A 15,054-nucleotide genomic window follows, 5' to 3' on the forward strand; every position below is an offset into this window, starting at 1 on the left:
CAACGCGCAAGCGATGAAGCGGTGGTTGGGCAAGGCGGAAACCACGCTCGGCAACCACAGCGACCGCCTGAACGCCATCAACATCTTTCCGGTAGCCGACGGCGACACCGGCACCAACCTCTACCTGACTGTCCGCGCCGCGGCCCACGCCGCGGACGCCGCCGTGCCGGGACACCCGGACGGGGCGGCGCACGCGGCGCCGGACCCGACCCTGCATGACGTTGGCGCCGTCCTGGCGCTGGCCGGCCAGGTTGCCATGGAGCAGGCCCGCGGCAACTCGGGAACCCTGTTCGCCGTCTTCCTCTGCGCTGCCGCCGAACCCCTGGCCGGGCACACCCGGATCAGCTCACCCCTGCTGGCTGCGGCCCTGAACCGGGCCCAGATCCGGGCCTGGTCCGCGCTGAGTGATCCCGTGCCCGGCACCATGCTCTCCGTCATGGAGGCTGCCGCCCGGGCCGCGGCCGCGGTGGACTCCGCACACGACGGCGATGACAGCAACCAGACCCTGGGCCTGGCCCTGGACGCCGCCGTCGAGGCGGCCCTGGCCGCCGTGGTCCGCACGGAGGAGCAGCTCGCTGCCCTGCAGGCCGCCCACGTGGTGGACGCCGGCGGCGTGGGCATGCTGCTCATCCTGGACTGCCTCCGCTCGGCCGTGCTGGGCGAGGAGCTCCAGAGCGAACTGCTGGACGGACTGCACGGCTACGACGTCCAGGATCCGCATATCCACGTCGGCATGCCGCGCGACGAAGGTGTCGAAGTCATGTGCACCATTTCCCTGTCCCCGCTGGACGCCGCAATGATGCGCCAACGGCTCGACGAAATGGGCGACTCGGTGATCATGAGCCAGGTCGGCGGCGGCGCCGACGCCGCCGGGCTCTACCGCTGGCGCGTCCACGTCCACGTCCTGGATGCGGACCTCGCCGTCGCGCTGATCCGTTCCCTGGGCGAGCCCACGGACATTTCCGTGAGCGAGCTCGCAGTCCCGCGCGACCCGGAGGCACCGGCCGCCACAGTTGCCGCCACCGCTGCCCCTACAGTTGCCACTGCGCGTGCCGCCGAAACCCGAAACCCCGACGGACATGCACGCTGAACTTGAACTGGGCCTGGAGCGCCGTATCGGCAAGCGCTCCGCGGCTGTCATCGAAAAACACCTTGGCATCACCACTGTCGGCGGGCTCCTGAACTATTTTCCCCGCCGCTACCTCAGCCGCGGCGAGCTCACGCCCATCAGCGAGGTTCCGCTGGACGAGGAAGTGACCCTGATCGCCCGGGTGGTCTCCAACAGCACCCGGCCCATGCGCGCCAGGCGCGGTTCCCTCACCGACGTCGTGATCTCCGACGACGCCGGCGGTGCCGCTTCCACGCGGGCCGCTGGCGCACCGCCGGGTACGCTCAAGGTCAGTTTCTTCAACGGGTTCCGGGCCAAGGCCGAGCTGCAGCCGGGCCGGCGCGCCATGTTTTCCGGCAAGGTTACGCGCTACGCCGGATCCCTCGGCCTGACCAACCCGGATTTCCTGCTGCTGGACGAGGACCCCGAAACGCCGGGCATTGACCCCGAGAAGCTCGCCGCCATGCCGATCCCGGTGTACCCGGCCACGGCGAAACTGACCAGCTGGTCCATCCAGAAGGTCATCTCGACGCTGCTGGACACCGTGGAACTGGAAACCCTCGGCGACCCGCTGCCCGCCGAGATCGCGGCGCGGGAGAAGTTCCTGCCGGTCGCGGACGCCTACCGGCTGATCCACGCCCCGCAAACCCCGGCGGACTACCAGCGGGCCCGCGACCGGTTCCGCTACCAGGAAGCCCTGGTGCTCCAGTCGGCCCTGGCCCGCCGCCGCGCCCAGCTCGCCGCCGAGGAAGCGACGGCCCGCCGCCCGGCACCGGACGGGCTGCTGCCCGCCTTCGACCGCCAGCTCCCGTTTACGCTGACCGCCGGCCAGGCCGCCGTCGGCAAGACGCTCTCCGATGAGCTCGCCCAGGACTCGCCCATGAACCGGCTGCTGCAGGGCGAGGTGGGCTCCGGCAAGACGATCGTGGCACTGCGCGCCATGCTGCAGGTGGTGGACGCCGGGGGACAGGCTGCCCTGCTGGCGCCCACCGAAGTCCTCGCCGCCCAGCACTATGAATCCATCCGGCGCACGCTCGGACCGCTCTCCCGGGACGGGATGCTCGGCGGGTTCGGCCCGGACGCCGTCCAGGTCACCCTGCTCACCGGCTCCATGCCCACCGCGGCGCGGAAGCAGGCCATGCTCGACGCCGCCTCCGGAACGGCCGGAATCGTGATCGGCACCCACGCCCTGCTCAGCGACAACGTCTCCTTCTACGACCTTGGCCTGATCGTGGTGGACGAACAGCACCGCTTCGGCGTGGAGCAGCGCGACGCCCTCCGGGCCAAGGCCAGCAAACCGCCGCACCTGCTGATCATGACCGCCACCCCGATTCCCCGGACCGTGGCCATGACCGTGTTCGGCGACCTCGAAACCTCCGTGCTCGATGAGCTCCCCGCCGGCCGCGCCCCGATCTCCACCCACGTGGTGGGGCTCGCGGAACACCCGGGGTGGGCCACCCGGATCTGGTCCCGTTCGCGGGAGGAGATCGACGCCGGCCACCAGGTCTACGTCGTTTGCCCCAAGATCGGCACGGACGACGACGGCGACTTCACCCCGGGCGAGGCCGAACCGTCCGCCGCGGACCTCGAAGGCGAGAACGGTTCCCGGGAACTCGCCTCGGTCACCGGCGTCGTGGAACATCTCCAGGACGAACCGGCCCTGGCCGGGGTGGCTGTGGCGCCGCTGCACGGCCGGCAGGACCCCGTCCTGAAGTCCGAAACCATGGCCTCCTTCACGGCCAACGAAACCAAGCTGCTGGTCTCCACCACCGTGATCGAAGTCGGCGTGGACGTCCACAACGCCACGCTCATGGTGATCCTGGACGCTGACCGTTTTGGCATCTCCCAGCTGCACCAGCTGCGCGGCAGGGTGGGCCGCGGCGGGCTGCCCGGAACCTGCCTGCTGGTCACCACCCTGGAGCCGGGCCATCCGAGCCGGCGCCGCCTGGATGCCGTAGCCGCCACCACCGACGGCTTCGAACTGTCCCAGGAAGACCTCAAGCTCCGCAGGGAAGGCGACATCCTGGGCGCCTCGCAGTCCGGCGGGCGCTCCACGCTGAAGCTGCTGCGCGTCCTCGAACACGAGGACGTGATCGCCCGGGCCCGGCAGGACGCCCAGCGGATCGTGGCCGCCGATCCCGCGCTGGCGGGCCAGCCCCGGCTTGCGGCCGCGATCGATGAATACCTGAACCCCGAGAAGGAGGCGTTCCTTGAACGCGGCTAGGACCACGAGCCAGGCAAACACGTCCGCAGGGGTCCGCGCATGAGCCGGATCATTGCCGGTGCGGCCGGCGGAAGCACGCTGAACAGCGTGCCCGGGAACCTGACACGGCCCACCACCGACCGTGTCAAGGAGGCCCTGTTCTCCCGGCTGGACGCCTTCAACGTCATCGCCGGCGCCCGCGTGCTCGATCTGTACGCGGGATCCGGCTCGCTGGGGGTGGAGAGCGGCAGCCGCGGCGCGGACTCCGTGGACCTGGTCGAATTCGACGCCAAGGCAAGCGCCGTCTGCCAGCGGAACGCCGCTCTTGTCAACACCGTCACGGGCCGCAAGGTGGTCTCCGTGCACCGCTCCAAGGTCGAATCGTTCCTCGACCGGGCCGCCGGCTACGCGATCTGGGACCTGGTGTTCCTGGACCCGCCCTACCCCCTGGACGAGCCGGCCCTCGCTGCCGTGCTGGCCAAGCTGGTGCCGCACCTGGGCGAGGGAGCGGTCGTGGTGGTGGAACGCTCGTCCCGGAGCCCCGAACCGGCATGGCCCCAGGGCATGGAACGGTTTGCCGAGAAGAAGTACGGCGAAACCCGGCTGTGGTTCACCGAGCCCGGCGTGGAAGCCGCGGACGCTGTGGAAGCCGTGGACCTGGAAGCCGCGGACGCTGTGGACGCAGCGGGCCTGGAAGCCGGGGACTAGCCGGCCAGCGCGTCCAAATCGACGCCGGCGAGCAGCCGGGCCGGATGCGGACCGCGCGCCGTGAGCGCCGCCGTCCAGACCTCCGGCCACGGCCCCTGCGTCCCGGTCAGGATGATGTTCCCGGGGTACCGGCCAGTGAACATTCCGGCCTCCGCGAAGGCCGAGACGTCGGCCATGGCCCGGCGCATGGCCGCGATCTGGCTCCGGACCAGGGTCAGTCCGGGTTCGTCGCCCACGTTGACGATCAACACGCCGCGCGGCGTCAGCCGGGCCGCCGCCTCCTGGTAGAACCCGGTACACGCGATGTGTTCCGGCGCCTCCGGCCCGGAGAAGATGTCCAGGATCACGACGTCGAAGCGCAGGTCCGCCGGAAGCCCGGCGAGGGCGTCGCGGGCATCGCCGATCACCGTGTGCAGCTCGGTTCCCTCCGGCAGGGGCAGCTGCGCGAGCACGAAGTCCAGCAGTTCCCGCTCCAGCTCTACGGCGTACTGAACCGAGCCGGGCCGGGTGGCCTGGATGTAGCGGGCCAGCGTCAGGGCCCCGGCGCCCAGGTGCAGCGCCGTGATCGGCTCGCCCCACGGGGCGGCGAGGTCCACCACGTGCCCGATCCTGCGCAGGTATTCGTAGAAGATGTCCGCGGGGTCGGCCAGGTTGACGTGGGACTGCTCGGCGCCGCCGATGCTCAGCACGAAGCCGCCGTCGGTAAAGGGATCCGGTTCGATTACGGCGTGCTGCCCGGTGGTCCGCAGGAACCGCGAGGCCCCGGGTTGCTGCCCGGCCATGTTCACAGCCTGTCGCGCAAGGTCGCCAGCCGCTCGGCGGCCTCCTCCAGAACGTGCAGCTGCTTGCAGAACGCGAAGCGGAGCAGGCTGCGGGTGCGTTCGGCGCCGTCGGCGTGGCAAAAGACGGGCACCGGGATCGCGGCGACGCCCACGAGGGCCGGCAGCCTGCGGGCCAGCTCCACGGAATCGGTGATCCCCAGCGGTGAGGTGTCCACGTTGACGAAGTAGGTCCCCTGCGGGGTCAGCACGTCGAGGCCGGCCGCGCGCAGTCCCTCGCTGAGGATGTCGCGCTTGTACCGGAGGGTGTCGGCGATGCCGGCGTAAAACTCGTCCGGAAGCCCCAGGCCCACCGCGATCGCGGCCTGGAAGGGCGTGCCGGAACTGTAGCTCAGGAACTGCTTGACCGTCCGGGCGGCGGCCACGAGCTCCTCCGGCCCGGAGAGCCAGCCGATCTTCCAGCCGGTGAAGGAGAACGTCTTGCCGGCCGAGGAAATGGTCAGCGTGCGCTCCGCCGCCCCGGGCAGCGTCGCGACCGGGATGTGCCGCACACCGAACGTCAGGTGCTCGTACACTTCGTCGGTGACGATGACGGCGTCGTATTTCGCGGCCAGTTCGACGACGCGCTCGAGCACCTCGCGGGGGAACACCGCCCCGGTCGGGTTGTGCGGATTGTTGATCAGCACCACCTTGGTGCGGTTGCTGAATGCGGCCTCGAGTGCGACCAGGTCCGGCATGAAATCCGGGGCCAGGAGCGGGGCGGTGACGTGCGTGGCGCCGGAGAGCCCGATGATGGCGCCGTAGGAGTCGTAGAACGGCTCGAAGGTGAGCACTTCATCTCCCGGACCTACCAGCGCGAGCAGGGCGGCGGCGATGGCCTCCGTGGCGCCGGTCGTGACGATGATTTCGGTCTGCGGATCCGGGTCCAGCCCGTAGAACCGCTGCTGGTGCACCGAGATCGCCTCCCGCAGCGGCAGGATGCCCTTGCCGGGCGCGTACTGGTTGGCTCCGGCGGCGATCGCGGCCTGGGCGGCCTCCTTGATCTCCACGGGGCCGTCCTCGTCCGGGAAGCCCTGGCCAAGGTTGATGGCGCCCGTGCTCAGGGCCAGGGTGGTCATCTCCTCGAAGATCGTCACGCCCAGCGAGCCATCGGGGGAGAGCAGGTTGGCGCCGGTTGCGGCGCGCTGCCACGGCAACGGCATGAGGGGGCTCATCGGGTGCCCGCCTTCTCGTCCCGGCCGGTGAAGCTGTCCATGGTGGTGTAGATCCCAAAGACCTTTCCGCCCACGAAGTCCCACGCCCGCACCGGCAGTATGCCCTTGAGTACTTTCCCCAGCGTGGCCATGGCGGGGGCGATCAGCAGCGGCCGCCCGGCGGCCGTAGCGCGCCATGCCCTGTCCACGGCGTCCTCGGGCGTCATGAGCGGGGTCAGCAGGGGACCGCGGGCTCCCTCGAACATGCCGGTGGAAATGTAGCTGGGGCAGAAGGTGGTGACTTTCAGGTGGCCGTAGCCCCGCTGCTCAAGCTCGAGCCGGAGCGAGTCGCTCCAGCCGATGACGGCCCATTTCGAGGCCGCGTACACGCTCATCCGCGGATTCGAGACCGTGCCGGCGGCGGAGGCAACGTTGAGGATCCGGCGCGGGCGGCCGGCGGCGGCCATCATGTCCGGCAGGAACTCCAGGGTGACGTACATGGGGGCGAGGGCGTTGATGTCCATGGTCAGGGCGATGTCACGGTCCGGGGCGTGGTCCCAGAAGTACGCGCCGCGGACAATCCCGGCGTTGTTCACCAGCAGCGCCAGCGGCCCCTCGGCCCGGGCCTCCCGGGCGGCGCCGGCAATCGCGGCGCGATCCGCCAGGTCCACCGTGCGGGGGACGGCGCGGGCGCCCAGGGCGGCAACTTCAGCGGCGGTGCCGGCCAGGGCATCGGCGTCGACGTCCCAGAGGATCACCACCCCGGCGCCTTCCCGGGCGGCGCGGAGGGCGTAGAGCCGGCCCATGCCGCTGGCGGCACCGGTGACCAGGACCACGCCGCCGTCCACGGTGAAAGGCGGCGCAGTGACAGGCCGCACAGTGACAGGCCGCACAGTGAAAGGAGAAGTCGCGCGATTGTTCGATGCTGACATTCAGCCATGTTATCCCGGGCTGCGGCGCGGATACGGTAGGTTCGGAGCATGAGACGCGCTGTTTGCCCTGGCTCTTTTGACCCCATCCACAATGGACACCTGGAAGTCATTGCGCGTGCCGCGGGCCTCTTCGACGAGGTGATCGTGGCCGTGTCCACGAACTATTCCAAGAAGTACCGCTTCAGCCTGGAGGAGCGGATCGACATGGCCAGGGAAACGTTCGCGTCCTTGCGCGGGATCGTGGTTGAACCCGTGGGGGAGGGTCTCCTGGCCGAGTACTGCCGGCAGCGCGGTGTATCGGCGATCGTCAAGGGCCTGCGTTCGTCCTCGGACTTCGACTACGAGCTGCCGATGGCCACGATGAACCGGCAGCTGACCGGTGTCGAGACGGTGTTCCTGCCGGCGGAAAGCCACTACCTGCACCTGTCCTCCACCCTCATCAAAGAGGTCTTCGCCCTCGGCGGGGACGTCTCGGACTTTGTTCCCCGCTCCGTGCTGAAACGGCTGGCCCCGGGCGAGCCGGTCCCGAACCGGGCGCGCAAAGTGTAAGCTTGACCGGTACTCGGCGGCCTGCTGCCGGTTGCGGGGCCCGAATCCGAGGCCGCTTGTGGTGTGAACCGCCGGCGTGCCCCCGGTTTGAGTCCGTCCGGAAGTTCAGGCTAAGATAGTACGTCGGTCATATGTTCAACAGGAGTTCTCATTAAACGAGATGCTAGTTCGCCCTTGGCGTTCGACGTCAAGGACCTTGGACGCAGTCCGGGAAGCATGCGGACGCTGACGGAACATGTACCCGCGCCAAGTGATCTTGGCGTGGCGCTCATTGGCGTGCAGGAAGGCTCGGATGTCGAGCTGGACCTGCGGCTTGAGGCCGTACACGAAGGAATTCTGGTATCAGGAACCGCGCACGTTGAAGTTACTGGCGAATGCGGCCGATGCCTGGATCCCCTTGCGTATGACCAAGAGGTTGATGTGCAAGAACTTTTCTTCTACGAGGATGCTGTGTTCTCCGACGAAGAAGACGAAGAAGAGCAACGTCGAGTCGAGCACGATCTGATCGATCTTGAGCCGGTGTTGCGGGACGCAGTTGTCACCATACTGCCGTTCCAGCCGGTGTGCCGGGAAGACTGCCAGGGCCTTTGCTCCGAATGTGGAGTGCGCCTGGAAGACGAGCCGGGGCATCACCACGAGGTCGTAGATCCTCGCTGGGCCGCCCTGGCTGACTTGGCTAAGCCTGACCGGCAAAACTGATTTGTAAGTGTTTTTCTAGAGAGAAATGAGTTAGCCGTGGCTGTCCCGAAGCGGAAAATGTCTCGCTCGAATACCCGCGCCCGCCGCTCCCAGTGGAAGGCAACTGCCCCCCACCTGGTGAAGACTGTCGAGAACGGCCAGGTCACGTACAGCCTGCCGCACCAGGCAAAGGTCGTTACCGACTCGGCTGGCACTGCGCTGTTCCTTGAGTACAAGGGCCGCAAGGTCGCAGACGTCTAATCCGCCAACAGGCTGAAAAAGATGTCTTCAACTGAAGAGCTTCTGAAGCGTCTCGGTGTCACTATTGACGCCGGGACGCTTCGTCTTGCGCTCACACACCGTTCCTACGCCTACGAAAACGGCGGCATCCCCACCAACGAACGGCTCGAGTTCCTGGGCGACTCCATCCTGGGGTTCTCCGTAACGGACGCGCTGTATCGTGACAACCCCACGCTGCCCGAAGGCGACCTGGCCAAGCGCCGCTCCGCCGTCGTCAGCACCCGGGCGCTGGCCGGCATCGGCCGCAGCATCGGGCTGGGGGAGTACATCTACCTTGGACAGGGCGAAAAGCTCACCGAAGGCAAGAACAAGGCCTCCATCCTGGCGGACACCATGGAGGCGCTGATCGGCGCCACCTACCTCTCCAACGACATCGAGACGGCCCGGCAGCTGGTCATGCGGCTGGTCGGCCCGCTGTTGAAGGACGCCGCCGCCCTCGGCGCGGGCACCGACTGGAAGACTTCCATCCAGGAGCTCGCCGCCAGCCGGCAGCTTGGGACCATCAACTACGCGGTCGACGGCTCCGGGCCGGACCACGCCCGGACGTTCGAGGCCGTGCTGCGGATCGGCGGCACGGACTACGGCACCGGCACCGGCAACTCCAAGAAAGAGGCCGAACAGGAAGCCGCCGCCGACGCCTGGCGCCGGCTGACCGCCCCGTCCGCGCCGGATCCGCAGCAGCTGCAGTCCCAGACCGGCAGCTAGGCAGCGGCGTTGCCTGAACTGCCCGAGGTCGAGGTGGTCCGGCGCGGCCTGGTGAGCTGGGTGCGCGGCCGGACCATCACCTCCGTCGAGGTGCTGGACCCGCGCTCCCTGCGCCGGCACGCCCTGGGACCGGACGACTTTGCCGGCAACCTTGAAGGCGCGCGGGTCCTGGACGTGGTCCGCCGCGGCAAATTCCTGTGGATGCCGCTGGCGGACACGCCCGCCCCGCCCGGAAACGGTACCCCGGCCGGCGAGCCCGCCCCCGCTGTCGCGCTCATGGCCCATCTGGGCATGTCCGGCCAGCTGCTTATGCAGGACCCCGGCGTTCCGGACGAAAAACACCTGAAGGTCAGGCTGCGGCTCAGCCCGGCCGACGGCATGCCCGAACAGCTCCGGTTCGTGGACCAGCGCATCTTCGGCGGCCTGTTCCTGACCACGCTGATCCCCACCGACGACGGCGGCCCCGGCGGCCTCGCCGAAACGCCGCTGCCGCTCATCGCCGAGGAAGCCGCGCACATTGCCCGTGACCCGCTGGATCCCTGGTTCTCCTTCGAGACCTTCTACCGGCGCCTGCGGGCCCGCAAAACCGGGCTCAAGCGGGCGCTGCTGGACCAGGGCCTGGTCTCGGGGATCGGCAACATCTACGCGGACGAGGCCCTCTGGACGGCGCGGCTGCATTACGCCCGGCCCACCGACACCCTGCGCCGACCCGATGCGCTGCGGGTCCTCGACGCCGCCCGTGCGGTCATGACGGATGCCCTGGCCGCCGGCGGCACGAGCTTCGATTCGCTCTACGTCAACGTCAACGGAGCCTCCGGGTACTTCGACCGTTCCCTGAACGCCTACGGCCGGGAGGGGCTCGAGTGCAAGCGCTGCGCCGCCGCCGGCCGGGTCAGCCGGCTCCTGCGGGAACAGTTCATGAACCGGTCCTCGTACACCTGCCCCGTCTGCCAGCCCCGGCCGCGGAACGGACGCTGGTAGGGGGCGTCCGGGCGTAGTGCCCGGCCAGCCTCGCCAGGCCCTCGTCAAGCGAAACGGCGGGGGCCCAGTTGAGGAGTTCACGGGTCTCGCGCTGGTCGAACCAGTGGGCCGTGGAGAGCTGCTCAGCGAGGAATCTGGTCATCGGCGGTTCCCCGGCCCGGCCGGACCGGGACCACACCTTCTCCACCACCGATCCCGCAGCCCGCGCGAGACTGCCCGGCACCGTCCACGACGCCGCAGTGACGCCGCCCGCGGCGCAAATGCCAGCCAGCAGCTCACCGACCGGGCGGGGTTCGCCGTTGCTGACCACGAGCGCCCGGCCGTGGATGTGCTCCATCCGGTCAAGCGCGGCGACGATGGCCGAAGCGGCGTTGTCCACGTAGGTCGTGTCGATCAGGGCCGCACCGGCGTCGAGCAGCGGCAGGCGGCCGCGGCTGGCACGTTCCAGCACCCGTTCCACCAGCTGGGTGTCACCCGGGCCCCAGACGATGTGCGGGCGCACCGCCGTGACCCGGAAACCCGGCGAGTCCGCGGCCAGCGCCAGCAGTTCGGCCTCGGCCTTCGTGCGGGAGTAGTCACCGTGCGCGCGGGCCGGGTCCGCCGCCTCGGCGCCCAGCCCGGCGATGGCGGCCCCGGAATTGGCCACGGACGGGGAGGAAACAAACACCAGCTCCCGCACACCGGCCTCGCGGGCGGCCCGGAGCAGGCGGCGCGTGCCTTCGACATTGACCTCGTCGAACTCCGCGGCACGGCCCGTGAAGGACACCTTCGCGGCCAGGTGGATGACGCCCTCGGCGCCGGAGACGGCGCGGCGCACGGCGGCCTCGTCCGCAACGGACCCTTGGAGGTCCGTTACGCCGTCGACGCCGGAGGGGCGGCGCTGGAACGTGCTGACGGCGTGGCCCTGCCGCACCAGCAGCCGTGCCACCTCCCGCCCGAGCAGTCCGCTCGCGCCGGTGACGAGGACCCTCATGGCGTGCCCGGACGGCCGCCGGCCAGCACCGCCGAAGCCCACCGGGCCAGGCGGCTCCGGTCGATCTTGGCGTTGTGGCGGATGTCGGTCGGCTGGGAGGGGACAGCGAGCACGGCGGAGACGCCGACCCCTGCCGCGCGGGCGGCGTCCCGCACGCGGCCCGCCAGCTGCGGCGCGGCGGGACCGGCCCGGCGGACCGGCGGAACTGTTTCGACGACGGCGACGACAGCCTGGGTCCCGGACGGACCGACCCCGACGACGGCTGCCATCCCGACGTCGTCCAGGCGTTCGATGGCCTGCTCGGCGCCCACCGGCGTCACCACGGCGCCCGGGGCCGTCACGACGTGCACGAGGCGTCCTTCCACCCAGAGCCGGCCGGCGGCGTCGAGGTGCCCCACGTCGCCGGTGCGGTGCCATCCGGCCGTGCGGACGCTCTCGCGCTGGGTCAGCCAGAGCCGGTCGTAGGCTTCTTTCACGTGCGGGGCGCTGACGAGGATCTCCCCGCTCACTCCGGCCTCCCTGACGGGCTCGTTCCCGGGTGCGGTGCCGTCCGCGGCCAGCGGGATGATGGCCACGCGGGCGCCCTGCACCGGCCGGCCCACGCACACGCCGTTGCCGGCGCCTGCCATGGTTCCGGCGGCGGCGTCGGCCGCGGCGGCACGGATCTGTTCGAGGCTGATGTCCGTGACGGGCAGCGCCTCGGTCATCCCGTACGGGGTGTGCAGCGAGGCGCGCGGCAGCAGCCGCTGCACCTCTGCGAGGAGGGCTTCAGGGACCGGCGCGCCGGCGGAGAGCAGCAGCTCCACGCGCCCCAGCGCCTCGTGTCCGGCCCGGCTCAGGCCGGCCCGGGTGGCCAGGACGTTGCGCAGCGCCGCGGGCGAGGCGAAGACCACCGTGGCGTCGATGGCTGCTGCGGCGTGCGCCAGCGCGCTGGCCGTCAAGGTGCGGGGGGCGGTGACGTCCATGGCGGGCGTCACCGAAACGGCTCCGAGCGCCGGTCCCAGCAGGGCGAACGGCGCGAAGCCCGCCACCAGGCGTGCGCCCGGGCGGATCCCCAGCGTCGCGGCCACGGCATCGCGCATCGCCGCCAGCCGCCGGTGCGTGTAGACCACGCCCTTGGCGGGCCCGGTGGAACCGGAGGTGAACAGCACCGCGGCGGGGGCGCCCGGGTCCGGAACCGGGGCCGTGCCCGGGCGGGGCAGTCCGGGGCTGAGGCCGGCTCCGCGGCGGGCAAGGGCAGCGAGGGAGGTCTCGACGGCGAGGAGCCGGCGGCGGCGGGCCGGCAGGTCCCGCAAACTGATGCGCCGTCCCGGCCAGCCAAGTACCGAGGCGGCCGCCAGGGCCTTGTCGATTCCGATGAAGAAGTCCGGGGTGGCGCCCTTCACCGCACGGCTCAGGCCGCGGGTGCCCAGGCCGGCGTCGGCCACGATGACCACCGCGCCGAGCCGCAGGCAGGCGTAGAGGACCACGGTCAGGTCCACGCCCGGGGGAACCATCAGGCTCACCCGGGTGCCGTTCCCTACACCGGCGTCCTGCAGGCCCGCCGCGAGGGCGGCGATGTTCTGTTCGAGCTCCTGCCAGCTGAGCGAGCGGGCGACGCTGCCGTCCGTGGCCATTTCCGCGACGGCGGTATCCCCGGCCGCTGGTCCCGCCGCCAGCTCGGCGAGGGGCGCCCAAAGGGGCGGGACCCCGGCGCCGGGCTTCAGGGGCCCGGCCCCGAATTCCAGCATCGAGTCGTCGGCCGGGCCGTCGGCCGGCCCGCTGTCCGGCCCGCACTCCGCAAGCCACTCGAAGACGGGCGCGGCGATGTCCCGGTCTTCCGCGACCAGGTGGCCGGCACCCTCGAAGCGGTGAACTTTCGCGTCCGGCAGCCGGCCGATGAGGTCCTTGAGGTACCGGTCGGAAAAGATCGGATCGCGCGGGCCCCAGAGCATCAGGGCCGGAACCCCCAGCCCGCGCACCCCTTCCGCGACGCGGCTGAGCGTCGGAAAGCTGGGGTGGGACGCGTCGGCGGGAATGTCCGCGACAAAGTTCCCCACGCCGGCGCGTCGGCCGGCGCCGCGGTAGGGGGCCATGAAGGCGCCACGGACATCCGCGGCGAGCGGCGGGCGGGCCAGGGCATGCGTCACGCGCAGGAAGCTGTCCGTCCCCGTCGTTCCCCAGCGGTGCACGGCAGGGTGCAAGGCAAGCCGCAGTGCAGGCGGGATGCGGGCGCCGGAGGGCTGGTGCACGGCCGTGTTGGTCAGCACCACGCCGGCGAGCTGCTGCGGATGGGCCACGGCCCAGCCCAGGCTGATCACGCCGCCCCAGTCGTGGCCGACGGTGACGACCGGCCCGTCCAGGCCGAGCGCCGCGGTGAGGTCGCCCAGGTCGTTGATCCGGTCCTCCAGGCGCCGGAACGTGCCGGTGCGCTCGGAGAAGCCCATGTCCAGCTGGTCCACGGCCACCACGCGCCACGGGTGTGCGGGGTCGGATCCGGCGGCCAGCAGGGTCCGCCACAGGTAGGACCACGTCGGGTTGCCGTGCACGCACAGCAGGGTGCCGGCAGGAGTCAGGCCGCGGCGCGTGAGCTGGGCACCGTTGTCCAGCAGGTGCCAGCGGCGCACGGTGCCGGGCTCATCCGCGGCGGAGGTGGATGCCACATCGATCTCGCGCGACCATTCGGGGTCGACGCCGGGCCAGTCGGCGGCTACCAAACGATTTCCACCATGGCGGTGTTCAGGCCGGAACCGACGCCCATGCACAGCACGCGGTCCCCGGCGGCGAGAGTCTGCGCTTCGGCCGCGAGGGTCATGGGGAGGGAGGCCGGGCCCACATTGCCCCAATGCGGGAACGTGATCGGCACCTTGTCCGGGTCCAGGTCAATGGCGTTGATGATGGCCTGGGTATAGGCATTGCTCACCTGGTGCGTGACGTACCGGTCCATCGAGGCCCAGTCCCACTCCGGCTGGGCCTCGTGCCAGGCATCGACCACGAGCTGCAGGCCGCCGTCGAGCAGGCCTTTGGTGTCGGTGGCCATGCCGTCAATGCTGCCCACGCACAGTTCATGGTGCTCGGTTCCGGCACGCATCACGCCGCCGAGGACCCGGTGCGCCCCGGGGTGCTCGTCCGCCGGGCCCAGGACGGCCGCAGCGGCTCCGGAGCCGAGCGTCAGTGTGGCGAACTCGCGGTTGAAGTCCTCGCGGGTGGTCTCGGGCCGCTGCAGCCGGGCCAGGGTGGCCTCCTGCGTTGGCTGCGCGTCTTCACCGTTGACGATCATCGCGTACTTGATCTGGCCGGAGTCGATCATGTTGGCCGCCAGCGTCATGCCGTTGACGAATCCAAGGCAGGCGTTGGCCAGATCAAAGTTCATGGCCGACGAAGGCAGGCGCAGTCCGTGGTGGATCTTCACCGCGACGGACGGTTCGAGGTTGCGCCGCGTCACGGAGGTGTTGATCAGCAGGCCAATCTCGGACGCTTCGATGCCGGACTCGGCCAGGGCCTTTGCGCCCGCCTCGATGGCTGCGTCGTCGAACGATGTCCCGGGGGCCCACCAGCGCCGGTGTGTGATGCCTGCGACCCGTTCGAGCAGCTTCGGGGGGACCCTCAGCCGCCGCAGGGTCGAAGCCAGCCTGCGGTCGAAATCCATGGAACTGATGATCGTCGGAGCTTCGACGCTGCTTACCGAAAGTAGAGCGGTGTTGCTGTGCCGGAATGTTGCATTGCCTACCAATTCAAGCCCCTCTTCATGTCCGTCCTGCGCTCCGGCGGTGGCCGCTCACAAGCCCGAGAGCTTAACTATGCCCCGTGCAGGTCAATTCCCGCATATGCGGCCTCAGCCATCTGCGGCGGCTTCGCGCTGGTTCTGCGCGGAATGGCCGCAGATGCGCAGTAGATTGTAAGTATCCGGGGCCGCCCCGGAACCCCCGTGTCCGTCCGAATCATGCTTTCGCCGGACAGCGGACC

General features: G+C 70.2%; 14 protein-coding genes. 8 read left to right on the plus strand and 6 right to left on the minus strand.

Features of this window, described 5'->3' with window-relative positions; genetic code table 11:
• Positions 1–13 precede the first annotated feature (13 nt).
• Genes AC1DFR_RS17550 through rsmD form a run of 3 tightly spaced genes read left to right on the plus strand, consistent with a single transcriptional unit; the run spans position 14 to position 4,019 of the window.
• Positions 14–1,090 carry a DAK2 domain-containing protein gene (locus AC1DFR_RS17550; protein ID WP_476874061.1) on the plus strand — a complete coding sequence of 359 codons (1,077 nt, stop codon included), beginning with the start codon at positions 14–16 and terminating at the stop codon, positions 1,088–1,090.
• Positions 1,080–3,332, plus strand: a complete 2,253-nt coding sequence (locus AC1DFR_RS17555) for an ATP-dependent DNA helicase RecG (protein WP_476874032.1) — start codon at positions 1,080–1,082, stop codon at positions 3,330–3,332. Before AC1DFR_RS17550 ends, AC1DFR_RS17555 begins: the two co-directional genes overlap by 11 nt.
• Positions 3,333–3,371: 39 nt before the next feature.
• Positions 3,372–4,019, plus strand: a complete 648-nt coding sequence (rsmD, locus tag AC1DFR_RS17560) for a 16S rRNA (guanine(966)-N(2))-methyltransferase RsmD (protein ID WP_476874033.1) — start codon at positions 3,372–3,374, stop codon at positions 4,017–4,019.
• On the opposite strand, the gene AC1DFR_RS17565 is transcribed toward rsmD, so the two are convergent.
• From AC1DFR_RS17565 to AC1DFR_RS17575, 3 genes are read right to left on the minus strand one after another with little or no spacing between them, the layout of a single operon-like run.
• The gene (locus AC1DFR_RS17565; RefSeq protein WP_476874034.1) at positions 4,016–4,801 is read right to left on the minus strand and encodes a spermidine synthase; all 786 of its coding nucleotides are present in this window, start codon (positions 4,799–4,801) and stop codon (positions 4,016–4,018) included. The two genes, rsmD and AC1DFR_RS17565, sit on opposite strands and share 4 nt — an antisense overlap.
• Positions 4,802–4,803: 2 nt before the next feature.
• Positions 4,804–6,012 (minus strand): aminotransferase class I/II-fold pyridoxal phosphate-dependent enzyme, encoded by a 1,209-nt coding sequence (locus AC1DFR_RS17570; protein WP_476874035.1) that lies wholly within the window; start codon positions 6,010–6,012, stop codon positions 4,804–4,806.
• Positions 6,009–6,869: an SDR family NAD(P)-dependent oxidoreductase gene (locus tag AC1DFR_RS17575; protein ID WP_476874036.1), complete on the minus strand. Its 861-nt coding sequence runs from the start codon at positions 6,867–6,869 to the stop codon at positions 6,009–6,011. Before AC1DFR_RS17575 ends, AC1DFR_RS17570 begins: the two co-directional genes overlap by 4 nt.
• 102 nt (positions 6,870–6,971) lie before the next feature.
• Here AC1DFR_RS17575 and coaD point away from each other — a divergent pair, with 102 nt between their 5' ends.
• From coaD to mutM, 5 genes are all read left to right on the plus strand, one after another.
• Entirely contained in the window at positions 6,972–7,472 is a 501-nt protein-coding gene (coaD, locus tag AC1DFR_RS17580) for a pantetheine-phosphate adenylyltransferase (protein ID WP_223916485.1), read from the plus strand.
• A gap of 174 nt (positions 7,473–7,646) precedes the next feature.
• Positions 7,647–8,171, plus strand: a complete 525-nt coding sequence (locus AC1DFR_RS17585) for a YceD family protein (protein ID WP_079553424.1) — start codon at positions 7,647–7,649, stop codon at positions 8,169–8,171.
• Positions 8,172–8,207: 36 nt separating this feature from the next.
• Positions 8,208–8,411, plus strand: a complete 204-nt coding sequence (gene rpmF, locus AC1DFR_RS17590; RefSeq protein ID WP_009356569.1) for a 50S ribosomal protein L32 — start codon at positions 8,208–8,210, stop codon at positions 8,409–8,411.
• Positions 8,412–8,432: 21 nt separating this feature from the next.
• Positions 8,433–9,155, plus strand: a complete 723-nt coding sequence (rnc, locus tag AC1DFR_RS17595; RefSeq protein ID WP_079553422.1) for a ribonuclease III — start codon at positions 8,433–8,435, stop codon at positions 9,153–9,155.
• Between the two features lie 9 nt (positions 9,156–9,164).
• On the plus strand, positions 9,165–10,136 hold the full coding sequence (gene mutM, locus AC1DFR_RS17600; protein WP_476848948.1) for a bifunctional DNA-formamidopyrimidine glycosylase/DNA-(apurinic or apyrimidinic site) lyase: 972 nt from the start codon (positions 9,165–9,167) through the stop codon (positions 10,134–10,136).
• Here the strand turns inward: mutM and AC1DFR_RS17605 are convergent.
• From AC1DFR_RS17605 to AC1DFR_RS17615, 3 genes are read right to left on the minus strand one after another with little or no spacing between them, the layout of a single operon-like run.
• Entirely contained in the window at positions 10,072–11,109 is a 1,038-nt protein-coding gene (locus AC1DFR_RS17605) for an NAD-dependent epimerase/dehydratase family protein (RefSeq protein ID WP_476874037.1), read from the minus strand. The genes mutM and AC1DFR_RS17605 overlap by 65 nt on opposite strands.
• Complete coding sequence (locus AC1DFR_RS17610; protein ID WP_476874038.1) at positions 11,106–13,805, minus strand: alpha/beta fold hydrolase; 2,700 nt, start codon at positions 13,803–13,805, stop codon at positions 11,106–11,108. The genes AC1DFR_RS17605 and AC1DFR_RS17610 overlap by 4 nt, the downstream gene beginning before the upstream one ends.
• Positions 13,799–14,821, minus strand: coding sequence for a 3-oxoacyl-ACP synthase III (locus AC1DFR_RS17615; protein WP_476860310.1), 1,023 nt, complete (start codon positions 14,819–14,821; stop codon positions 13,799–13,801). The genes AC1DFR_RS17610 and AC1DFR_RS17615 overlap by 7 nt, the downstream gene beginning before the upstream one ends.
• Positions 14,822–15,054 lie beyond the last annotated feature (233 nt).

The sequence above is a fragment of the Arthrobacter sp. 05T410 genome, from assembly GCF_056396505.1.